16 protein-coding genes and 1 pseudogene are annotated in these 19,991 nt (G+C 68.9%); 7 read left to right on the forward strand and 10 right to left on the reverse strand.

Annotation, left to right across the window (positions count from 1 at the left end; translation table 11 throughout):
- Positions 1–78 precede the first annotated feature (78 nt).
- A pseudogene (locus tag IG194_RS25140) lies at positions 79–1,802 on the forward strand (DEAD/DEAH box helicase).
- A 437-nt stretch (positions 1,803–2,239) separates the two neighbouring features.
- Here IG194_RS25140 and fabI read toward each other — a convergent pair.
- The 7 genes from fabI to gloB all read right to left on the reverse strand — a co-directional run bounded on the left by fabI (position 2,240) and on the right by gloB (position 11,546).
- The gene (fabI, locus tag IG194_RS25145) at positions 2,240–3,037 is read right to left on the reverse strand and encodes an enoyl-ACP reductase FabI (RefSeq protein WP_058489072.1); all 798 of its coding nucleotides are present in this window, start codon (positions 3,035–3,037) and stop codon (positions 2,240–2,242) included.
- A gap of 20 nt (positions 3,038–3,057) precedes the next feature.
- Complete coding sequence (locus IG194_RS25150) at positions 3,058–4,683, reverse strand: ABC transporter ATP-binding protein (RefSeq protein WP_058489073.1); 1,626 nt, start codon at positions 4,681–4,683, stop codon at positions 3,058–3,060.
- Position 4,684: 1 nt separating this feature from the next.
- The gene (locus IG194_RS25155; RefSeq protein ID WP_009619102.1) at positions 4,685–5,704 is read right to left on the reverse strand and encodes an ABC transporter permease; all 1,020 of its coding nucleotides are present in this window, start codon (positions 5,702–5,704) and stop codon (positions 4,685–4,687) included.
- A gap of 4 nt (positions 5,705–5,708) precedes the next feature.
- Positions 5,709–6,794: a microcin C ABC transporter permease YejB gene (locus tag IG194_RS25160; protein WP_009619104.1), complete on the reverse strand. Its 1,086-nt coding sequence runs from the start codon at positions 6,792–6,794 to the stop codon at positions 5,709–5,711.
- Positions 6,794–8,617 (reverse strand): extracellular solute-binding protein, encoded by a 1,824-nt coding sequence (locus tag IG194_RS25165; protein WP_058489074.1) that lies wholly within the window; start codon positions 8,615–8,617, stop codon positions 6,794–6,796. Before IG194_RS25165 ends, IG194_RS25160 begins: the two co-directional genes overlap by 1 nt.
- A gap of 465 nt (positions 8,618–9,082) precedes the next feature.
- Positions 9,083–10,687: a LysM peptidoglycan-binding domain-containing protein gene (locus IG194_RS25170; protein ID WP_058489075.1), complete on the reverse strand. Its 1,605-nt coding sequence runs from the start codon at positions 10,685–10,687 to the stop codon at positions 9,083–9,085.
- A gap of 79 nt (positions 10,688–10,766) precedes the next feature.
- Entirely contained in the window at positions 10,767–11,546 is a 780-nt protein-coding gene (gloB, locus tag IG194_RS25175) for a hydroxyacylglutathione hydrolase (RefSeq protein WP_058489076.1), read from the reverse strand.
- 125 nt (positions 11,547–11,671) lie between these two features.
- Between gloB and IG194_RS25180 the strand changes: the two genes are divergently transcribed.
- The 3 genes from IG194_RS25180 to dnaQ all read left to right on the forward strand — a co-directional run bounded on the left by IG194_RS25180 (position 11,672) and on the right by dnaQ (position 13,746).
- Positions 11,672–12,430, forward strand: coding sequence for a class I SAM-dependent methyltransferase (locus IG194_RS25180; RefSeq protein ID WP_009619115.1), 759 nt, complete (start codon positions 11,672–11,674; stop codon positions 12,428–12,430).
- A gap of 69 nt (positions 12,431–12,499) precedes the next feature.
- Positions 12,500–12,946 carry a ribonuclease HI gene (gene rnhA, locus IG194_RS25185; protein WP_058489077.1) on the forward strand — a complete coding sequence of 149 codons (447 nt, stop codon included), beginning with the start codon at positions 12,500–12,502 and terminating at the stop codon, positions 12,944–12,946.
- Positions 12,947–13,002: 56 nt separating this feature from the next.
- Positions 13,003–13,746 carry a DNA polymerase III subunit epsilon gene (dnaQ, locus tag IG194_RS25190; protein ID WP_043266954.1) on the forward strand — a complete coding sequence of 248 codons (744 nt, stop codon included), beginning with the start codon at positions 13,003–13,005 and terminating at the stop codon, positions 13,744–13,746.
- Positions 13,747–13,915: 169 nt separating this feature from the next.
- On the opposite strand, the gene glpK is transcribed toward dnaQ, so the two are convergent.
- Positions 13,916–15,427 (reverse strand): glycerol kinase GlpK, encoded by a 1,512-nt coding sequence (gene glpK / locus IG194_RS25195; RefSeq protein ID WP_058489751.1) that lies wholly within the window; start codon positions 15,425–15,427, stop codon positions 13,916–13,918.
- A gap of 161 nt (positions 15,428–15,588) precedes the next feature.
- Here glpK and ybaK point away from each other — a divergent pair, with 161 nt between their 5' ends.
- Positions 15,589–16,059: a Cys-tRNA(Pro) deacylase gene (gene ybaK / locus IG194_RS25200; protein WP_058071335.1), complete on the forward strand. Its 471-nt coding sequence runs from the start codon at positions 15,589–15,591 to the stop codon at positions 16,057–16,059.
- Positions 16,060–16,152: 93 nt separating this feature from the next.
- Positions 16,153–16,938, forward strand: coding sequence for a PhzF family phenazine biosynthesis protein (locus IG194_RS25205; RefSeq protein WP_043315397.1), 786 nt, complete (start codon positions 16,153–16,155; stop codon positions 16,936–16,938).
- A 188-nt stretch (positions 16,939–17,126) separates the two neighbouring features.
- Here the strand turns inward: IG194_RS25205 and IG194_RS25210 are convergent, their stop codons facing one another.
- Positions 17,127–18,464, reverse strand: coding sequence for a heavy metal sensor histidine kinase (locus IG194_RS25210; protein WP_058489078.1), 1,338 nt, complete (start codon positions 18,462–18,464; stop codon positions 17,127–17,129).
- Positions 18,461–19,141 (reverse strand): heavy metal response regulator transcription factor, encoded by a 681-nt coding sequence (locus IG194_RS25215; RefSeq protein WP_058489079.1) that lies wholly within the window; start codon positions 19,139–19,141, stop codon positions 18,461–18,463. The genes IG194_RS25210 and IG194_RS25215 overlap by 4 nt, the downstream gene beginning before the upstream one ends.
- A 150-nt stretch (positions 19,142–19,291) precedes the next feature.
- Here IG194_RS25215 and IG194_RS25220 point away from each other — a divergent pair, with 150 nt between their 5' ends.
- Positions 19,292–19,819: a plastocyanin/azurin family copper-binding protein gene (locus IG194_RS25220; RefSeq protein WP_058489080.1), complete on the forward strand. Its 528-nt coding sequence runs from the start codon at positions 19,292–19,294 to the stop codon at positions 19,817–19,819.
- Positions 19,820–19,991: the final 172 nt, after the last annotated feature.

The raw sequence follows: 19,991 nt of genomic DNA on the forward strand, positions 1-19,991 counted from the left end.
AACAGTTCAGTTCGCAAATCCCCGCTTCCAGCTGCCTGGGTGACTTCAGTGTCGTACAGGGCATGCGCAGCTCGGCCATTGGGTCTTTGCGGATGTATTTAGAGGCAAAACCCATGACCCAGGAAACCGGCGGCTTCGCCGCGCTCGGCATTCATTCCAATATCCTCGCTGCCATCGCCGCGGTCGGCTACGAAGAGCCATCGCCCATCCAGGCCCAGTCGATCCCGGTGATCCTCGAAGGCCACGACATGATCGGCCAGGCCCAGACCGGCACCGGCAAGACCGCCGCCTTCGCCCTGCCGCTGCTGTCGAAGATCGAACCGACCCGCCGCGAGCCCCAGATGCTGATCCTGGTGCCGACCCGCGAACTGGCCCTGCAGGTGGCCACCGCCTGCGAAACCTACTCCAAGCAGATGCCCGGCGTCGGCGTGGTCGCCGTCTACGGCGGCGCGCCCATGGGGCCGCAACTCAAGGCCCTGCGTCAGGGCGCCCAGGTGCTGGTGGCCACCCCCGGCCGCCTGTGCGACCACCTGCGCCGCGACGAGAACCTGCTGGGCACCGTCGAGCGCCTGGTCCTCGACGAGGCCGACGAGATGCTCAAGCTCGGCTTCATGGACGACCTGGAAGTGATCTTCGAGGCCATGCCGGCCAGCCGCCAGACCGTGCTGTTCTCCGCGACCCTGCCGGCCTCGATCCGCAGCATCGCCGAACGCCACCTGAAAGAACCCAAGCACGTCCGCATCGCCGCCAAGACCCAGACCGTGGCGCGCATCGAGCAGGTCCACCTGATGGTCCATGCCGACCAGAAGGCCGCCTCCATCCTGCGCCTGCTGGAAGTCGAGCAGTTCGACGCGCTGATCGGCTTCGTGCGCACCAAGCAGGCCACCCTGGACATCGCCGAGCTGCTCGAGCGCCAGGGCTACCGCGCCGCCGCGCTGAACGGCGATATCCCGCAGGCTCAGCGCGAGCGCGTCATCGAGTCGCTCAAGGACGGCTCGCTGGACATCGTCATCGCCACCGACGTGGCCGCCCGCGGCCTGGACGTGGCGCGCATCACCCACGTGCTGAACATCGACATGCCGTACGACCCCGAGTCCTACGTGCACCGCATCGGCCGTACCGGCCGTGCCGGCCGCGAAGGCCGCGCGCTGCTGCTGGTGACCCCGCGCGAGCGCCGCATGTTGCAGGTGATCGAGCGCGTCACCGGGCAGAAGGTCGGCGAAGTGCGCCTGCCCGACGCCGACACCGTGCTGGAAGCGCGCCTGACGCGCCTGGCCGCCGGCCTGCAGCCGCTGCTGGAAACCGCCGTCGCCACCCGTGGCGCCGTGCGCGACGAGCTGTGCCGCCGCCTGGGCACCGATGCCGAAACCCTGTCCGCGGTGCTGCTGGCCAAGCTCACCGAAGGCAAGGCCCTGGACCTGGAATCGGTGCGCCGCGAACAACCGCTGACCCCGGCCGCCCCGCGCGAGCGCAGCGACCGCTACGAGCGTGGCGAACGCGGTGAGCGCAGTGACCGTGGCGAACGCTCCGGCGAGCGCCGCCCGATGGTCGCCCCGGCCGAAGGCAAGGCCCGCTGCCGCACCGCCCTGGGCGCGCGCGACGGCGTGGCGGCGAAGAACCTGCTGGGCGCCATCCTCAACGAGGGCGGCCTGTCCCGCGAGGCCATCGGCCGCATCCAGATCCGCGAGACCTTCAGCCTGATCGAGCTGCCCGAAGACGGCCTGGAGCGCCTGCTCGGCAAGCTCAAGGACACCCGCGTCGCCGGCAAGGCCCTGCGCCTGCGCCGCTACCGCGAGGATTGATCCGCGCGCCACGCGCCGCGATCGAATGAAAACGCCGCATCCGGGTGACCGGGTGCGGCGTTTTTGTTTGGAGCAATTGTCTTGCCGGCCGCGCGAGGTGCTTTTCGTAGGATGGGTTGAGCTTGCGAAACCCATGCTGCCATTGGTGATGGGTATCGCTTCGCTCAACCCATCCTGCGAAGGCTGTAGGAGGCATGGCGTTCCCACCCGCGCCATTCCCCTGTAGGAGCGCGCCCTGCGCGCGAATCGCGGGCAGGGCCCGCTCCTACAGTTTGCTGTGAGGCATGGCGTTCTCGCCCGTAGGAGCGGACCTTGTCCGCGATGGCCGGAGGTTCCGGCGCGATTCGCGGATGAGATCCGCTCCTACGCCGTCGGGCAAATGCAGCGCCCCGTAGGATGGGTTGAGCGAAGCGATACCCATCGCCCTGCGCGCCCGCTCAGCCGTCTTCCAGCGGCCCCAGCGCGGTGGTGTTGAAGCCGCCGTCGACGTAGAGGATTTCGCCGCTGATGCCGCTGGCCAGGTCGGAGCAGAGGAAGGCCGCGGCGTTGCCGACTTCCTCGATGGTCATGTTGCGCCGCAGCGGGGTCTGGCGTTCGTTGGCGGCGAGCATCTTGCGGAAGCTCTTGATGCCGGAGGCGGCCAGGGTGCGGATCGGGCCGGCGGACACCGCGTTGACCCGCGTGCCTTCCGGGCCCAGGCTGCCGGCCAGGTAGCGCACGCCGGCTTCCAGGCTGGCCTTGGCCATGCCCATCACGTTGTAGTTGGGCATGGTGCGTTCGGCGCCCAGGTAGGACAGGGTCAGCAGGCTGCCGTTGCGGCCTTTCATCATCTCGCGGCCGGCCTTGGCCAGGGCGACGAAGCTGTAGGCGCTGATGTCGTGGGCGATGCGGAAGCCGTCGCGGCTGGTGACGCTGGTGAAGTCGCCGTCCAACTGGTCGCCCGGGGCGAAGCCCACCGAGTGGACGATGATGTCCAGGCCGTCCCACTGCTTGCCCAGTTCGTGGAACACCGCCTCGATGTCGGCGTCGTTGGCGACGTCGCAGGGGAAGCACAGCTCGGCGCTGGAGCCCCAGCCGGCGGCGAATTCCTCGACGCGGCCCTTGAGCTTGTCGTTCTGGTAGGTGAAGGCGAGTTGCGCGCCTTCGCGGTGCATCGCCTCGGCGATGCCCGAGGCGATGGACAGCTTGCTGGCCACGCCGACGATCAGCGCGCGTTTACCGGCTAGAAAACCCATGTTCGTCCCTTCCTTGCAGGTCAGTCTTCAAGCGCCGCCGCCGGGGCCATGAAGGCGGCCTCCAGCAGTTGCTGGGTATAGGGGTGCTGCGGCGCGCTGAAGATTTCCTGCGCCGGGCCGCCTTCGACCACCTTGCCCTGGCGGATCACCAGCAACTGGTGGCTCAGGGCCTTGACCAGCGCGAGGTCGTGGCTGATGAACAGGTAGGTGAGGTTGTACTTGGCCTGCAACTGGCGCAGCAGGTCGACCACCTGGCGCTGCACCGAGCGGTCCAGCGCCGAGGTCGGCTCGTCCAGCAGGATCAGCGCCGGCTTGAGCACCAGGGCGCGGGCGATGGCGATGCGCTGGCGCTGGCCGCCGGAGAATTCGTGGGGGTAGCGGTGCCGCGCCTGCGGGTCCAGGCCGACTTCCAGCAGCGCGTCGATGATGCGCTGCTGCTGTTCCTTCTCGTCGCAGATGCCGTGGATTTCCAGGCCCTCGCCGACGATCTGGCCCACCGACAGGCGCGGGCTGAGGCTGCCGTACGGGTCCTGGAAGACCACTTGCATCTCGCGGCGCAGCGGGCGCACCTCGGCCTGGTTCATGGCGTCCAGGGCGTTGCCCTCGAAGCGGATGCCGCCGCGGCTGTCGATCAGCCGCAGGATGGCCAGGCCCAGGGTGGACTTGCCCGAGCCGCTTTCGCCGACGATGCCCAGGGTCTGCCCGCGGGGCAGGCTGAAGTCGATACCGTCCACCGCCTTGATGTGGTCCACGGTGCGGCGGAACACGCCTTTCTTGATCGGGAACCACACGCGCAGGTCCTGCACGCTCAGCAGTTCCTCGCCCGGCGGGTTGGCCGCCGGCGCGCCGCTGGGTTCGGCGCCGAGCAGTTCGCGGGTGTAGGGGTGCTGCGGGGCTTCGAACAACTGCTCGCAATCGGCCTGCTCGACGATCTTGCCCTGCTGCATCACGCACACGCGGTGGGCGATGCGCCGCACCAGGTTGAGGTCGTGGGTGATCAGCAGCAAAGCCATGCCCAGGCGCGCCTGCAGTTCGGCCAGCAGGTCGAGGATTTTCAGCTGCACGGTGACGTCCAGGGCCGTGGTCGGCTCGTCGGCGATCAGCAGTTCCGGCTCGTTGGCCAGGGCCATGGCGATCATCACCCGCTGGCGCTGGCCGCCGGACAGCTCGTGGGGGTAGGACTTCAGCCGCGTGGCCGGGTCGGGGATGCCGACCAGGTCGAGCAGTTCGAGGATGCGCGCGCGCGCCGCCTGGCCCTGTAGGCCCTTGTGCAGAGCGAGCACTTCGCCGATCTGCTTCTCCACGGTGTGCAGCGGGTTCAGCGAGGTCATGGGCTCCTGGAAGACCATGGCGATGCGGTTGCCGCGGATGCCGCGCAGCTTGCGTTCCGGCGCCTTGAGCAGGTCCAGCCCGGCGTAGCGGACGCTGCCGCTGGGGTGGCTGGCCGTGGGGTAGGGCAGCAGGCGCAGGAGGGAAAGGGCGGTGACCGACTTGCCCGAGCCGCTTTCGCCGACCAGGGCCAGGGTCTCGCCGCGGCGGATGTCGAAGCTGACCCTGTCCACGGCGTGGACGCATTCCTCGCCGCAGGCGAAGTCGACGCAAAGGTCGCGGATTTCCACCAGGTTGTCTTGGGCGCTCTGGCTCATCTCACTTCCTCGGGTCGAAGGCATCGCGGGCGGCCTCGCCGATGAACACCAGCAGGCTGAGCATCAGCGCCAGCACCACGAAGGCGCTGATCCCCAGCCACGGCGCCTGCAGGTTGGACTTGCCCTGGGCGACCAGCTCGCCGAGGGACGGCGAGCCGGCCGGCAGGCCGAAGCCGAGGAAGTCCAGGGAGGTCAGGGTGGCGATGGCGCCGGTGAGGATGAACGGCATGAAGGTCAGGGTGGAGATCATCGCGTTGGGCAGGATGTGGCGGAACATGATCTTGCCGTTCTTCATGCCCAGGGCGCGGGCCGCGCGCACGTATTCCAGGTTGCGGCCGCGGAGGAACTCGGCGCGCACCACGTCCACCAGGCTCATCCAGGAGAACAGCAGCATGATGCCCAGCAGCCACCAGAAGTTCGGCTGCACGAAGCTGGCGAGGATGATCAGCAGGTAGAGCACCGGCAGGCCCGACCAGATTTCCAGGAAGCGCTGGCCGAGCAGGTCGACCCAGCCGCCGTAGAAGCCCTGCAGGGCGCCGACCAGCACGCCGATCAGCGAGCTGAGCAGGGTCAGCACCAGGGCGAACAGCACCGAGATGCGGAAGCCGTAGATCACCCGGGCCAGCACGTCGCGGGCCTGGTCGTCGGTGCCCAGCAGGTTCTCCGCGCTGGGCGCCGAGGGCACCGGCACGCGCAGGTCGTAGTTGATGCTGTCGTAGCTGTAGGCGATCGGCGGCCAGAGCACCCAGGCGTCCTTGTCGGCCAGCAGCTGGCGCATGTAGGGCGCCTTGTAGTTGCCCTCCAGGGGGAACTCGCCGCCGAACACGGTCTCCGGGTAGCGCTTGAGCACCGGGAAGTACCACTGGCCGTCGTAGCGCACCGCCAGCGGCTTGTCGTTGGCGATCAGCTCGGCGCCCAGGCTCAGCCCGAACAGCGCGAGGAACAGCCACAGCGACCACCAGCCGCGCTTGTTGGCCTTGAAGCGCGCCCAGCGGCGCTGGTTCATCGGGGACAGGCGCATCGGATCACTCCCGGTTCTCGAAGTCGATGCGCGGATCGACGAGGGTGTAGAGGACGTCGCTGACCAGCTTCATGATCAAACCGAACAGGGTGAAGATGAACAAGGTGCCGAACACCACCGGGTAGTCGCGGTTGAGCGCCGACTCGAAGCTGAGCAGGCCCAGGCCGTCGAGGGAGAAGATCACCTCGATCAGCAGCGAGCCGGTGAAGAACACCCCCAGCAGCGCCGAGGGCAGGCCGGCGATGATCAGCAGCATGGCGTTGCGGAACACGTGGCCGTAGAGCACCTGGCGCTCGGTCAGGCCCTTGGCGCGGGCGGTGACCACGTACTGCTTGCCGATCTCGTCGAGGAAGCTGTTCTTGGTCAGCAGGGTGATGGTGGCGAAGTTGCCGATGACCAGGGCGGTGATCGGCAGGGCCAGGTGCCAGAAGTAGTCCTTGACCTTGCCGAAGGTGCTCAGCTCGTCGAAGTCGTTGGAGGTCAGCCCGCGCAGCGGGAACCAGTCCCAGTAGCTGCCGCCGGCGAACAGCACCACCAGCAGGATGGCGAAGAGGAAGGCGGGGATGGCGTAGCCGATGATGATCGCCGAACTGGTCCAGATGTCGAACTGGCTGCCGTTGCGCACCGCCTTGGCGATGCCCAGGGGGATGGACACCAGGTACATGATCAGGGTGCTCCACAGCCCCAGGGAGATGGACACCGGCAGCTTCTCGATGATCAGGTCGGTGACCTTGGCGTCGCGGAAGAAGCTGCTGCCGAAGTCCAGGTGCACGTAGTTCTTGAGCATGATCCAGAAGCGCTCGGGCGCCGGCTTGTCGAAGCCGTACATGCGCTCGATTTCCTTCACCAGTTCCGGGTCCAGGCCCTGGCCGCCGCGGTAGTGCGAGCCGCCGGAGGAGGCCAGCTCGCCGCCGGAGCCGGCGATGCGCCCGGTGGCCCCGCCGGCGGCGGCGTTGACGCCTTCGAGCTTGGCGATCATCTGGTCCACCGGCCCGCCGGGGGCGGCCTGGATGATGATGAAGTTGATCAGCAGGATGCCGAACAGCGTCGGCACTATCAGCAGCAGGCGGCGCAGGATGTAGGCGAGCATCAGCGGGTCTCCTGCGCCTGGGCCGCGGCCTGGGTCGGCTCGGCCTTGTCGCGGGCCTGCCACCAGGTCATCAGCGCATAGCTGTAGGGCGGCAGCTTGGCGGGGTGGGCGATGCGGTTCCAGTAGGCCAGGCGCCAGGTGTCCAGGTACCAGTTGGGCACCACGTAGTGGCCCCACTGCAGGGCGCGGTCCAGGGCGCGGGCGTGGCGCACCAGGGATTCGCGCGAGTCGGCCTTGATCAAGCTGTCCACCAGCTCGTCGATGGCCGCGTCGCGCAGGCCGATGAAGTTGCGGCTGCCGGGGTTGTCGGCGCTGGCCGAATGCCAGAACTCGCGCTGCTCGTTGCCCGGCGAGTTGGACTGCGGCCAACTGGCGACCATCATGTCGAAGTCCCGCGAGCGCAGGCGGTTGATGTACTGGGAGATGTCCACCACGCGGATCTGCATGTCGATGCCCAGCTCGGCGAGGTTGCGCTTGTAGGGCAGCAGCACGCGCAGGAAGTCGGCCTGCACCAGCATGAACTCGAAGCTCAGCGGCTTGCCGTCGGGGCCGACCATGCGGTCGTCGACGATCCTGTAGCCGGCGTCCAGCAGCAGCTTGTAGGCCTTGCGCTTCTGCTCGCGGATGATGCCGCTGCCGTCGCTGACCGGCGGCTCGTAGACGCTGTCGAAGACCTGCGGCGGCAATTTGCCGCGCAGCGGTTCGAGGATCGCCAGCTCCTGCGCGTCGGGCAGCTCGTGGGCGGCCATCTCGGAGTTCTCGAAGTAGCTGCGGTCGCGCTTGTAGGAGCCGAAGAACAGCTGCTTGTTGGTCCACTCGAAGTCGAACAGCAGGCTGATGGCCTCGCGCACCCGCGCGTCCTGGAACACCGGGCGGCGGAGGTTGAAGGCGAAGCCCTGCATGCCCCAGGGATTGTCGTTGTGCAGCTCCTGGCGGACGATGCGGCCGTCGCGTATCGCCGGCGAGTCGTAGGCGGTGGCCCAGTTCTTCGCGATGCGCTCCTCGTTGAAGTCGAACTGCCCGGCCTTGAAGGCTTCCAGGGCCACGGTCAGGTCGCGGTAGGAGTCCACCACCACGGCGTCGAAGTTGTTGAAGCCGCGGTTCACCGGCAGGTCTTTGGCCCAGTAGCCCTTGACCCGCTCGTAGCGGATCGAGCGGCCCGGGTCGACCTTGGTGACGCGGTAGGGGCCGCTGCCCAGCGGCGGCTCCAGGCTGGTCTTGGCGAAGTCGCGGCTGGCCCACCAGTGCTTGGGCAGTATCTGCAACTGGCCGAGGATCAGCGGCAGCTCGCGGTTGCCCGGGCGCTTGAAGTCGAAGCGCACGCGCAGCTTGTCCTCGGCCACCACCTTGTCGACGTCCGCGTAGTAGTTGCGGTACATCGGGTCGCCCTGCTTGATCAGCGTTTCGAAGGTGAAGACCACGTCGTCGGCGGTGACCGGGGTGCCGTCGTTGAAGCGCGCCTGGGGGCGCAGGTAGAAGCGCACGAAGCGCTGCTCGGGGTCCTTCTCGATCTTCTCGGCGAGCAGGCCGTATTCGGTGAAGGGCTCGTCGAGGGAGTGGAAGGTCAGGGTGTCGTAGATGAGGCTGATCTGCGAGGCCGGGTTGCCCTTGGGGATGAACGGGTTGAGGCTGTCGAAGCCGCCGGTGTCGGAGAGCCGCAGGGTGCCGCCCTTGGGCGCGTCGGGGTTGACGAAGTCGAAGTGGCGGTAGCCGGCCGGGTATTTCGGCGCCTCGTCGTAGAGGGTGATGGCATGTTGCGGCGCGGCCTGCAGGCCGGCGCCCAGGCTGAGCAGGCCGAGCAGGAGGAGGGCGCGGAGCTTCATCGACGGCGCTCCGCCGCCGATCCGGTGGTGGGCGCGGGTGCGGGGCGAGGGGCGCTGGTCGGCATTCTGGGCATGGTCTGCTCGTAGGTGCGTTCGGGCTGGCATCGTTTGTACTGGTTGGGGCCCGTCCCGTGCAAGGGGCGGCAGCGGACGCACGACGCGGCGGGCGACGGCGCGCCGGCGTTTGCACGGGCGTCCCGAGAGGGCCACGGTAACAGCTTGTATTGCGGGGAAAAAGCTCGGGCCGGATGCTTAGGCCGTGCTTTCGGGGAAAAAGTTGCCGGGGGCGGGCGGCTCCGTGCTCGGCGCCGAGGGAGCTGTGGCCAAGGTCAAACGGCGGATAACGCCGTAGGCGTTATGCGCGCTACGCCAGGCCCACCCTGGGCGTAGGGCGAATAACCGTTCGCGGTTATCCGCCGTTACACCGCGGTTCCTGCCAACGCCATGGCTGGGCCGGACGGGAAATCAACGGCTCGCGGTATCGAGATAAAGCGTCAGCGTCTGCCCAGGCTTGAGCGCATGGGCGCTGCTGCGCGGGTTCCAGCGCTTGATGTGCTGCATCTCGACGTTGAAGCGCTTGGCGATCAGGTACATGGAATCGCCCTGCTTGACCTTGTAGTAGGTCGCCGCTTCCTGCTGTTGCTGCCTGGCCTTGCCGCTGGTGCTGCGCGATGCCAGCTGGGTGGCGCCTTGCAGCTTGAGCACCTGGCCGGGCTTGACGCCATGGCTGTCCAGGCCGTTCCAGCGCTTCAGGTCGTCGACGCCGACGCCGGTGGCGCGGGCGATCTGCCAGAGGTTGTCGCCGCTCTTGACCTTGTAGCTGCGGGTGGCGTTGGCCAGGCTGGGCGCCTTGGTCGCGCCGGCCTTGGCCACCTGGCGCGCGGGCTCCAGTTCCGGCATGCGGCTGCCCTTGGCCGGGATCAGCAGCGCCTGGCCGTTGCGCACGCGGTTGGAACTCAGGCGGTTGCTGCTCTTGAGCTCGGCCACGGTGATGCCGTGCCTGGCCGCGATGCTGCGCAGGCTGTCGCCGCGGCGCACCTTGTACTGCTTCCAGCTCACCAGGTCCTGGGGCTGCAGGGAGGCGAGGCCGGCCTTGAGCCGTTCCACCTTCTCCTTGGGCACCAGCAGCTGCTGCGGGCCGTCCATGGTGATGCGGCGCTTGAAGGCCGGGTTGAGCAGGTACAGCTCGTCCTCGTCGAGTTCGGCCAGCGCCGCGACGCGCGACAGGTCCAGGCCGGGCTTGACCTTCACCGCGGCGAAGTAGGATTCGTTGGCGATGGGGTTGAGGTTGATGCCGTAGGCTTCCGGCGACATCACCAGCTGCGACAGGGCCAGCAGCTTGGGCACGTAGTCCTGGGTTTCCTGGGGCAGCGGCAGGTTCCAGTAGTCGGTCGGCAGGCCGAGCTTCTGGTTGCGCTCGATGGCGCGGCTGACGGTGCCTTCGCCGGCGTTGTAGGCGGCCAGGGCGAGCAGCCAGTCGCCGTTGAACATGTCGTGCAGGCGGTTCAGGTAGGTCAGCGCCGCGTTGGTCGAGGCCTTGATGTCGCGGCGGCCGTCGTACCAGCTGGTCTGGCGCAGGTTGAAATGGGTGCCGGTGGTGGGGATGAACTGCCACAGGCCCACCGCCTGGGCGCGGGACACGGCCAGGGGGTTGTAGGCGCTCTCGATCATCGGCAGCAGCGCCAGTTCCAGCGGCATCTGCCGCTCTTCCAGGCGCTCCACCACGTAGTGCATGTAGGGGCTGCCGCGCTCGGAAGCCTGCTCGATGAAGGCCTGGTTGCTGACGAACCACAGGCGCTGGCGTTCGATGCGCGGGTTGGTGTCGGTGGCGTCGGCCTGCAGCTGGAAGCCGTGGCGCATGCGCTGCCAGATGTCGCTGTCGGCGTAGGCCGGGTTGAACTGTACGTCCACCGCGCGGCTGGCGGGGCGGTAGGTCAGGGTGTCCTGGTCGGTGCCGCTGTGCTGGCTGGTCTGGCAGCCGGCGAGGGCGCCGGCGCCGAGCAGGACGGAGACTCGTATGGCACGAGCCAATGCGTCTAGATCGCTGGTCTTACTGGTCTTTGGCGGCATTGGCGGATGACTTTGTCCAGGGTAAAAATTTCGGGGATTCTAGAAACCGCGCCGGACGTGGTCAAGATTTCGCCAGACCTCAGAATTTATCTTTCCATTGCCGAATGACCGCAAAAACCTCTGCGGGGCTGGCTGTCGGCCCGCCGTTCCGCTCGTCGGCGGCTTTTTTAACGCTGTTTTCCGAGGTGCGCAAAAAGGGGTTGGTGGCCCGTTCCAGGGCGATGCTGGAGGGCAGGCTGATGCGGCCCTGCTCGCGCCAGGCGGCGACCTCGTCGAAGCGCGCGGCCAGCTCGGCGTTGCCGGGCTCCACCGCGCGGGCGAAGCGCAGGTTGCTCAGGGTGTATTCGTGGGCGCAGTACACGCCGGTGGCGCCCGGCAGCGCGGCGAGGCGGCCCAGGGAGGCGTGCATCTGCGCCGGGGTGCCCTCGAACAGGCGGCCGCAGCCGCCGGCGAACAGGGTGTCGCCGCAGAACAGCAGGGGCGCGTCGGCGTCCGCATGGTAGTAGGCGATGTGCCCGAGGGTGTGGCCGGGCACTTCGATGACCTCGAAGCCCAGGCCCAGCACCTCGACGCGCTCGCCGTCGCGCAGCGCCAGGTCGATGGCCGGGATGCGCTCGCCGGCCGGGCCCAGCACGCGGGCGCCGTTGGTCTGTTTCAGGTGCGCCACGCCGCCGACGTGGTCCTGGTGGTGGTGGGTGACCAGGATGTCGGCCAGGCGCCAGCCCGGGTGCGCGGCCAGCCAGGCCTCCACCGGCGCGGCGTCGCCCGGGTCGACCACCGCGCAGGTCCGGGTGGTCACATCCTGCAACAGCCAGATGTAGTTGTCGGAAAAGGCGGGTAGCGCGTCGATCTGTATCATGGCCGGATGTCGCTAAGCGGAATAGGTTGGCGCATAGTAGTGCGAATGTGCCGTCCTGTGTTCGCCGAACGGCGTCGACCGCCCTCCCGGCGGCGACAGCCAACCTGTTTCAGGGGGTGGTGAGAATGGAACGAGAACCCTTCGCCCAGGCCGATGCCGACTGGCTGGAGCTGATCGCCGAGGCGCGCGACTGGTTCGCCGGGCCGCTGGGCGCCATGATGCTGGCCGAGGAGCAGCGTCTGCTCTGCGACGAGCTGCAGCGCTACTTCGGCGGCTACCTGGTGCACTACGGCCCGCACGCCGAACTGCCGGAGAGCACCGGCAACATCCAGCGCGGCGTGCGCCTGGGGCCGCCGTTGCCGGGCGTGGAGATCGCCTGCGACGAATGCGCCTGGCCGCTGGGCGAGCACGCCGCCGACGTGGTGCTGCTGCAGCACGGCCTGGACTTCTGCCTGTCGCCGCACCGCCTGCTGCGTGAAGCCGCGCGCAGCGTGCGCCCCGGCGGGCACCTGCTGGTGATCGGCGTCAACCCGCGCAGCGCCTGGGGCCTGCGGCATTATTTCGCCTCCGACGGCCTGGGCCGGGCGCGCTGCATTTCCCCCGGCCGCGTCTGCGACTGGCTCAACCTGCTGGGCTTCGCGCTGGAGAAACGCCGCTTCGGGTGCTATCGTCCGCCGCTTGCCTCGGCTGCCTGGCAGACGCGCCTGGCACGCATGGAAGGCTGGGGCGCGGGCCTCAAGGGCACCGGCGCCGGCTTCTACCTGCTGGTGGCGCGCAAGCTGGTGGTCGGCCTGCGGCCGTTGCGCCAGGCCCGCCGCGAGGCCCGCGGCCAACTGGTGCCGCTGCCGGTGGCCAAGGTCAGCCGGCGGGATTCCGAAATCTAGCGACGACCCTCGCCAGTCCCTCGTGCCACCATCCCGGGGCGGGACGCCGCGGGCCGTACTGAAGGTGATATGAGCGAAGAAGAGAAGGTCGTCATCTATACCGACGGCGCCTGCAAGGGCAACCCCGGCCGCGGTGGCTGGGGCGCGGTGCTGCTCTACAAGGGCGCCGAGCGCGAACTCTGGGGCGGCGAGCTGGAGACCACCAACAACCGCATGGAGCTGACGGCGGCCATCATGGCCCTGGCGGCGCTCAAGCGGTCCTGCGAGATCCGCCTGGTCACCGACTCCGAGTACGTGATGAAAGGCATCAAGGAATGGCTGCCTAACTGGAAGAAGCGCGGCTGGAAGACCGCCGCCAAGCAGCCGGTGAAGAATGCCGACCTGTGGCAGGCGCTGGACGAGCAGGTCAACCGGCATAATGTCGAATGGCAGTGGGTGCGCGGCCACACCGGGCACCCCGGCAACGAGCGCGCCGACATGCTCGCCAACCGCGGCGTCGCCGAACTGCCGCGCTGAATATTGCAACGGGCGCCCGCGGGCGCCCTCCCTGGTCAAAGCAACAAGGTCCCGAAATGCGCAGCGTCGTACTGGATACCGAAACCACCGGCATGCCGGTCACCGATGGCCACCGGATCATCGAGATCGGCTGCGTCGAGCTGGAAGGCCGCCGCCTCACCGGCCGCCACTTCCACGTCTACCTGCAGCCCGATCGTGAAATCGACGAGGGCGCCATCGCCGTTCACGGCATCACCAACGAGTTCGTCAAGGACAAGCCGCGCTTCCGCGAGGTGGCCGACGAGTTCTACGAGTTCATCCACGGCGCCCAGCTGATCATCCACAACGCGGCGTTCGACATCGGCTTCATCAACAACGAGTTCGCCCTGCTGGGGCAGAGCGAGCGCGCCGAGGTCAGCGACTACTGCTCGGTGCTCGACACCCTGATGATGGCCCGCGAGCGCCACCCGGGGCAGCGCAACAACCTCGACGCCCTGTGCAAGCGCTACGGCGTCGACAACTCCGGCCGCGACCTGCACGGCGCACTGCTCGACGCCGAGATTCTCGCCGACGTCTACCTGGCGATGACCGGTGGCCAGACCAGCCTGTCGCTGGCCGGCCAGGGCGCCGAGGGCGACGGCAGCGGCCGCCCGCAGCCCAGCGCGATCCGCCGCCTGGCGGCCGGCCGCGCGCTGACCCGGGTGATCCGCGCCAGCGACGAGGAACTGGCGGCCCACGCCGCACGCCTGGCCGCGGTGGAAAAATCCGCCGGCGGCCCCTCGCTATGGGCGCAGATGGACGCCCCCGCCGCACAGGAATAACCGACAGACGTAGGGCGTATAACCGTTCGCGGTTATCCGCCGTTTCACCTTGACCCCAGGCCACTGCGGAGCCAAACCCGAAGCCCCTGTCCGGACCACTCCGACCCTGACCGTGAAGCCGGGCATGGGCTCGGGCACATCGGCGTACAACCGTTCGCGGTTATACGCCCTACGGCTCCGCCCAGCCCCTGGTCCGCTCCACCGCCTTCTTCCAGCCGGCATACAGCCGCTCCCGCTCGGCCGCCTCGCAGTTGGGCTGGAACACCCGCTCGATCACCGCCTTGCCCTTCAGCTCGTCCAGGCCCTGCCAGAAGCCGCTGGCCAGCCCCGCCAGCACGGCGGCGCCCAATGCCGTGGTCTCGCGCATCTGCGGGCGTTCCACCGGCGTGCCGAGGATGTCGGCCTGGAACTGCATGAGGAAGTTGTTGGCCACCGCGCCGCCGTCCACGCGCAGGGCGCGCAGCGGCTCGCCGGCGTCCTGCTGCATGGCGTCGAGCACGTCGCGGGTCTGGTAGGCGATGGATTCCAGGGTGGCGCGGATCAGGTGGTCGGCCTTCACCCCGCGGGTCAGGCCGAACAGTGCGCCGCGGGCGTACGGGTCCCAGTAGGGCGCGCCCAGGCCGGTGAAGGCCGGCACCAGGTAGACGCCGTTGCTGTCCTTGACCTTGCTGGCGAAGTACTCGGAGTCGTGGGCGTCGTTGATCACCTTCAGCTCGTCGCGCAGCCACTGCACCGTGGAGCCGCCGTTGAACACCGCGCCTTCCAGGGCGTACTGCGGCTCGCCGCGGGGCCCGCAGGCGATGGTGGTGAGCAGGCCGTGGGTGGACTTCACCGCCTTGGCGCCGGTGTGCATCAGCAGGAAGCAGCCGGTGCCGTAGGTGTTCTTCGCCTGGCCGGGCTCCACACAGAGCTGGCCGAACAGCGCGGCCTGCTGGTCGCCGGCGATCCCGGCGATGGGCGTGCGGTGCACGCCCAGGCCGCCGACCCGCGCCTGGCCGAACACCCCGGAGGAGGCCTGCACCTTCGGCAGCATGGCCCGGGGAATGTCCAGGGCCGCCAGCAGGCGGTCGTCCCAGTCGAGCTTGTGGATGTCGAACAGCAGCGTGCGCGAGGCGTTGCTGTAGTCGGTGACGTGCACCTCGCCCTCGGTGAGCTTCCACACCAGCCAACTGTCCACGGTGCCGAACAGCAGCTCGCCGCGGCGGGCGCGCTCGCGGGCGCCGTCGACGTTGTCGAGGATCCATTTCAGCTTGGTGCCGGAGAAATAAGGGTCGATGACCAGCCCGGTGGTGTCGCGGATGTAGGGCTCCAGACCGTCGGCGCGCAGTTGCTCGCAGATGCCCGCGCTGCGCCGGCATTGCCAGACGATGGCGTTGTGGATCGGCCGGCCGCTGGCCTTGTCCCATACCACCGTGGTCTCGCGCTGGTTGGTGATGCCGATGGCCGCCACCTCGCCGAAGCCGATGCTGGCCTGGGCCAGGGCCTCGACCAGGGTCGAACTCTGGGTGGCCCAGATTTCCATGGGGTCGTGCTCGACCCAGCCGGCCTGGGGGTAGATCTGCGCGAACTCGCGCTGGGCCACGCTGACCACGTTGGCGTCGCGGTCGAAGATGATGGCGCGGGAACTGGTGGTGCCCTGGTCGAGGGCGACGATGTATTTCTTGTGCTGGCTGTCGGTCATGACGTTGGCCTTGTGCTGCATCCGGCAGAGCCCGGGTCGTCTGCGACCTTAGGCCATTCCGCGCGCCGGGTGAAGGGCCGCGCGCGCAGGCGGCGGTGGCGGATTCGGCCGCCGGCCCTTGCTATGCTTGGGCATCGTTCACGGACAGACCCCGGACCGCCATGACCCCCGCCATCGACCTGCTGAAGAAGGCCCGCGCCGAGCACCGCGTGCTGAGCTACGAACACGATCCCAAGGCGCCGTCCTACGGCCTGGAGGCCGCCGAGAAGCTCGGCCTGGAGCCGGCGCGGGTGTTCAAGACGCTGCTCGCCGCCACCGAGAAGGGCGAACTGCTGGTGGCCGTGGTGCCGGTGGCCGGCAGCCTCGACCTGAAGGCCCTGGCCCACGCCGCCGGGGCGAAGAAGGCCGACATGGCCGACCCCAATGCCGCACAGCGCGCCACCGGCTACCTGGTCGGCGGCATCAGCCCGCTGGGGCAGAAGAAGCGCCTGCGCACCTTCATCGACGACTCCGCCCGGCAGTACCCGAGCATCCACGTCAGCGCCGGGCGCCGCGGCCTGGAGGTGGAGCTGAGCGCCGAGACCCTGGCCGGGCTGACCTCGGCCAGTTTCGCCGCCATCGGCCGGGCCTGAGGGCACGACTGTGCCGATGCGAAAGTCGCACACTGTATAGCAGCGCCGAACGCGCGGGACGGCATGCTGGAGCCCCATTCAGAGGAGAACGCCATGCAGCTCGAATTCCACCAGGTCGATGCCTTCACCCACCGTCCGTTCGCCGGCAACCCGGCCATGGTCTATCGCCTGGACGCCTGGCTGGCCGACGAGCTGATGCAGAACATCGCCGCCGAGCACAACCTGTCGGAGACCGCCTTTCTGGTCCGTGAGGCCGATGGCTGGCGCATCCGCTGGTTCACCCCGACCGCCGAGGTGCCGCTGTGCGGCCACGCCACCCTGGCCAGCGCCCATGTGCTGTTCGAGGTGTTCGGCGAGCCGGGCGAGCGCCTGGAGCTGAACTCGCTGTCCGGCCCGCTGCGGGTGTACCGCGAGGACCAGCGCCTGGCCCTGGACTTCCCGGCGCAGCCGCCCCACGAGGCGGGCAGCACCGTGGAGCTGGAGCAGGCCCTGGGCCTGCCGGTGGTCGATGCGCTGAGCACCACGGCGCACCTGATGGTGCTGCTGGAATCGGAAGAGGCGGTGCGCGCCTGCAAGCCGGACTTCGTCGCCCTGGCGAAGCTGCCGTACCTGGGCGTGATCGTCACCGCGCGGGGGGAGGGCGACCACGACTTCGTCTCGCGCTTCTTCGCCCCGGCCATCGGCATCAACGAGGACCCGGTGACCGGCGCTGCCCACTGCTGCCTGATCCCCTACTGGTCGCAGCGCCTGAGCAAGCTGCAGCTGCGCGCCTTGCAGTGCTCGGCCCGCGGCGGCGAACTCTGGTGCCGGCTGGAAGGCGACCGCGTGCGCATCGCCGGCCAGGCGCGGCTGGTGGCGAGTGGGCGGTTGGTGATTTGACGGTGGGCTTGGGTGTGGCGGCGTATAACCGCGAACGGTTATACGCCCTACGGTGGGCTTGGCGTAGGGCGCATAACGCCTACGGCGTTATCCGCCGTTTGGCCTTGGTTCCAGGCGGCTCCGGGGCTGACCTGGGCCCGGCTGGGGGCTTGGGTGAGGCGGCGGATAACCGCGAACGGTTATTCGCCCTACATTTCCGGCGGTAATTCGATGATGAGGCGTGTCCAGCCGTCTGCGGATTCGGCGCGGATGCGGCCGCCGTGGGCCTGGACGATGGAGCGGCAGATTGCCAGGCCGAGGCCGGCGTGCACGCCCTGGCCCTCGCGCTGGGCCGCCTCGCGGTGGTGGAAGCGGTCGAACAGCCTTGGCAACTGCTCGGCGGGGATCGCCGGGCCCTGGTTCTCCACGCTGACCTGGCCGGGCCGCAGGCGCACGCGGATGGCGCCGCCTGCGGGGGTGAAGCGCAGGGCGTTGTCCAGCAGATTGGCCAGCGTCCGGCGCAGCATGCCGCGGTCGCCGCGTACCTGCGCCTGGCCCTCGCGCGCCAGATGGACGCCCTGGTCCTCGGCCAGCGGCGCGTAGAACTCCAGCAGGGCATCCACTTCCGCAGCCAGGTCCAGGCTGTCGCGCCCGGGGGCCAGCAGGCCGTGGTCGGCCTTGGCCAGCAGCAACATGTCGTTGACCATGGCGGTCAGCCGCTGCAGCTCCTCCAGGTTGCCGTGCAACGCCTCGCGGTAGTCGTCCTCGCCGCGTGGGCGCGACAGCACCACCTGGGTCTGCGTCAGCAGCGCGGTGAGCGGCGTGCGCAACTCGTGGGCGATGTCCGCGGAGAACGCCGACAGGCGCTGGAAGGCTTCCTCCAGGCGCGCCAGCATGGCGTTCAGCTCACTGGCCAGACCGCGCAGCTCGGCGGGCAGGCGGCTGGCGTCCAGGCGGGTGGTCAGCGACTGCGCCGAGACTTGCGCCGCCACTTCTCGCATGCGCCGCAGCGGGCGCAGGCTGGCGCGGGTGGCCCAGGCGCCGAGCAGGGCGGTGGCCAGGGCGGAGAGGCCCATGGTCAGCCAGATCAGCTGTTGCATGCGGCCGAGGAAGTGCTGGTGGTGGGTGATGTCCAGCACCAGGGTCAGCTGGCGCCCGGCGGGCTCGGCCGGGTCCAGCGGCACGCGCATCTCGCGGTAGGCGGGCGGTTCGCCCATGCCCTCCATGCTGCTGCTCATGCGCGGCGGCTCGTCCAGCCAGCGCTGGCCGTCGGCACCCTCCAGGCGCAGGCCCAGGTCCGGGTGGCGCGTCAGTTCGTGCTCCAGCGTCCCGCGTTGCGTGGCCAGGCCGGCGGGATCGCGCACCGGGCCGAGCAGTTCGCGGAAGAAGGGCAGGCGGCCGGCCATCGCCTGGCGGTCCAGCTCGACGAAGTGCGCCTCGCTGGCGCGGCTGAACACCACCCCGGCGATCAGCGACACGGCCGCGGTGCAGGCGGCGAACAGCAGGCTCAGGCGGACGCCCAGCGAAACCCGCGCGGCGGCGCTCACGGCGCGCGCTCTTCGAGCACGTAGCCCATGCCGCGCACGGTGTGGATCAGGCGCAGCGGGAAGTCATCGTCGACCTTGGCGCGCAGGCGGCGGATGGCCACCTCGATGACGTTGGTGTCGCTGTCGAAGTTCATGTCCCACACCTGGGAGGCGATCAGCGACTTGGGCAGCACCTCGCCATGGCGGCGCAGCAGCAGCTCCAGCAGGGCGAACTCCTTGGCGGTCAGCTCGATGCGCCGGCCGCCGCGCTGCACCCGGCGGCGCAGCAGGTCCAGCTCCAGGTCGGCCAGTTGCAGCACGGTTTCCTGCAACTGCTGGCCGCCGCGGCGCAGCAGGGTGCGCACGCGGGCCAGCAGCTCGACGAAGGCGAAGGGCTTGACCAGGTAGTCGTCGGCGCCCTGTTCCAGGCCGCGCACGCGGTCCTCCACGGCGTCGCGCGCGGTGAGGAACAGCACCGGCAGGGCCAGGCCGGCCTGGCGCACGGCCTGGAGGATCTGCCAGCCATCGCGGCCGGGCAGCATGACGTCGAGGATCGCCAGGTCGTAGCCGCCGGACAGCGCCAGCTGTTCGCCCTCGGCGCCGTCGCCGCAGAGGTCCACGGCGTAGCCGGCCTCGCTCAGGCCCTGGCGCAGGTACTGGCCGATGCGGGGTTCGTCTTCGACGATCAGCAGTTTCAAGGTGGATGGCCTCCGTGGCGGGAATGCCGGTCATTGTATCCAGCGCTGCCGATGGCGCCGCCAAGCTGACACAACTGTAATCTTCCCGACAGCCAACCGGCAGGTGGCCGGCGGCAACATGGGGGCAATCATCCGCAAGAGGTCCGCATCATGCGTACACGCCAGCTGTTCAACGCCGCCATCCTCGGCCTCGCCGCCGCCTTCGCCCTGCCGGCCCTGGCCGACGCCGGCCACGGCCATGCGTACGACTTCGGCAAGCCGGCCGAGGCCGCACGGGCCACCCGCAGCGTCGAGGTCACCCTGGGCGAGATGTACTTCGAGCCCAAGTCGCTGCAGGTGAAGGCCGGCGAGACGGTGCGCTTCGTCATCCACAACAAGGGCAGCCTGTTGCATGAGTTCAACCTCGGCAACGCCGCCCTGCACGCCGAGCACCAGAAGGAAATGCAGCAGATGCAGGCGATGGGCATGCTCACGCCCACCGGCATGAGCCACGGCATGGCCGGCATGGACCATTCGAAGATGATGAAGCACGACGACCCCAACAGCGTGCTGGTGGAACCGGGCAAGACCGCCGAGCTGACCTGGACCTTCACCCGGGCCACCGAACTGGAGTTCGCCTGCAACATCCCCGGCCACTACCAGGCCGGCATGGTCGGCCGGTTGACCGTCGAGCCCTGAGCGCCGGCCTTGCCGGCGCAATCGCGGATGAATCTCCTACGCCTCCAGGGAAGCACGGCTTTTCGTAGGATGGCGTTGAGCGAAGCGATACCCATCACCACGGCAGCATGGGTATCGCAAGCTCAACCCATCCTACGAAAGGCGCCTCGGCGCAAGGAGCGGACTCCGTCCG

The sequence above is a fragment of the Pseudomonas sp. ADPe genome (assembly GCF_014843515.1).
Lineage (GTDB): Bacteria > Pseudomonadota > Gammaproteobacteria > Pseudomonadales > Pseudomonadaceae > Pseudomonas > Pseudomonas citronellolis.

Coding starts and splice junctions, on each gene's coding strand:
- fabI (WP_058489072.1), bottom strand. CDS start 3,037: ATGGGTTTTCTAGCCGGTAAACGCGCGCTGATCGTCGGCGTGGCCAGC.
- IG194_RS25150 (WP_058489073.1), bottom strand. CDS start 4,683: ATGAGCCAGAGCGCCCAAGACAACCTGGTGGAAATCCGCGACCTTTGC.
- IG194_RS25155 (WP_009619102.1), bottom strand. CDS start 5,704: ATGCGCCTGTCCCCGATGAACCAGCGCCGCTGGGCGCGCTTCAAGGCC.
- IG194_RS25160 (WP_009619104.1), bottom strand. CDS start 6,794: ATGCTCGCCTACATCCTGCGCCGCCTGCTGCTGATAGTGCCGACGCTG.
- IG194_RS25165 (WP_058489074.1), bottom strand. CDS start 8,617: ATGAAGCTCCGCGCCCTCCTCCTGCTCGGCCTGCTCAGCCTGGGCGCC.
- IG194_RS25170 (WP_058489075.1), bottom strand. CDS start 10,687: ATGCCGCCAAAGACCAGTAAGACCAGCGATCTAGACGCATTGGCTCGT.
- gloB (WP_058489076.1), bottom strand. CDS start 11,546: ATGATACAGATCGACGCGCTACCCGCCTTTTCCGACAACTACATCTGG.
- IG194_RS25180 (WP_009619115.1), top strand. CDS start 11,672: ATGGAACGAGAACCCTTCGCCCAGGCCGATGCCGACTGGCTGGAGCTG.
- rnhA (WP_058489077.1), top strand. CDS start 12,500: ATGAGCGAAGAAGAGAAGGTCGTCATCTATACCGACGGCGCCTGCAAG.
- dnaQ (WP_043266954.1), top strand. CDS start 13,003: ATGCGCAGCGTCGTACTGGATACCGAAACCACCGGCATGCCGGTCACC.
- glpK (WP_058489751.1), bottom strand. CDS start 15,427: ATGACCGACAGCCAGCACAAGAAATACATCGTCGCCCTCGACCAGGGC.
- ybaK (WP_058071335.1), top strand. CDS start 15,589: ATGACCCCCGCCATCGACCTGCTGAAGAAGGCCCGCGCCGAGCACCGC.
- IG194_RS25205 (WP_043315397.1), top strand. CDS start 16,153: ATGCAGCTCGAATTCCACCAGGTCGATGCCTTCACCCACCGTCCGTTC.
- IG194_RS25220 (WP_058489080.1), top strand. CDS start 19,292: ATGCGTACACGCCAGCTGTTCAACGCCGCCATCCTCGGCCTCGCCGCC.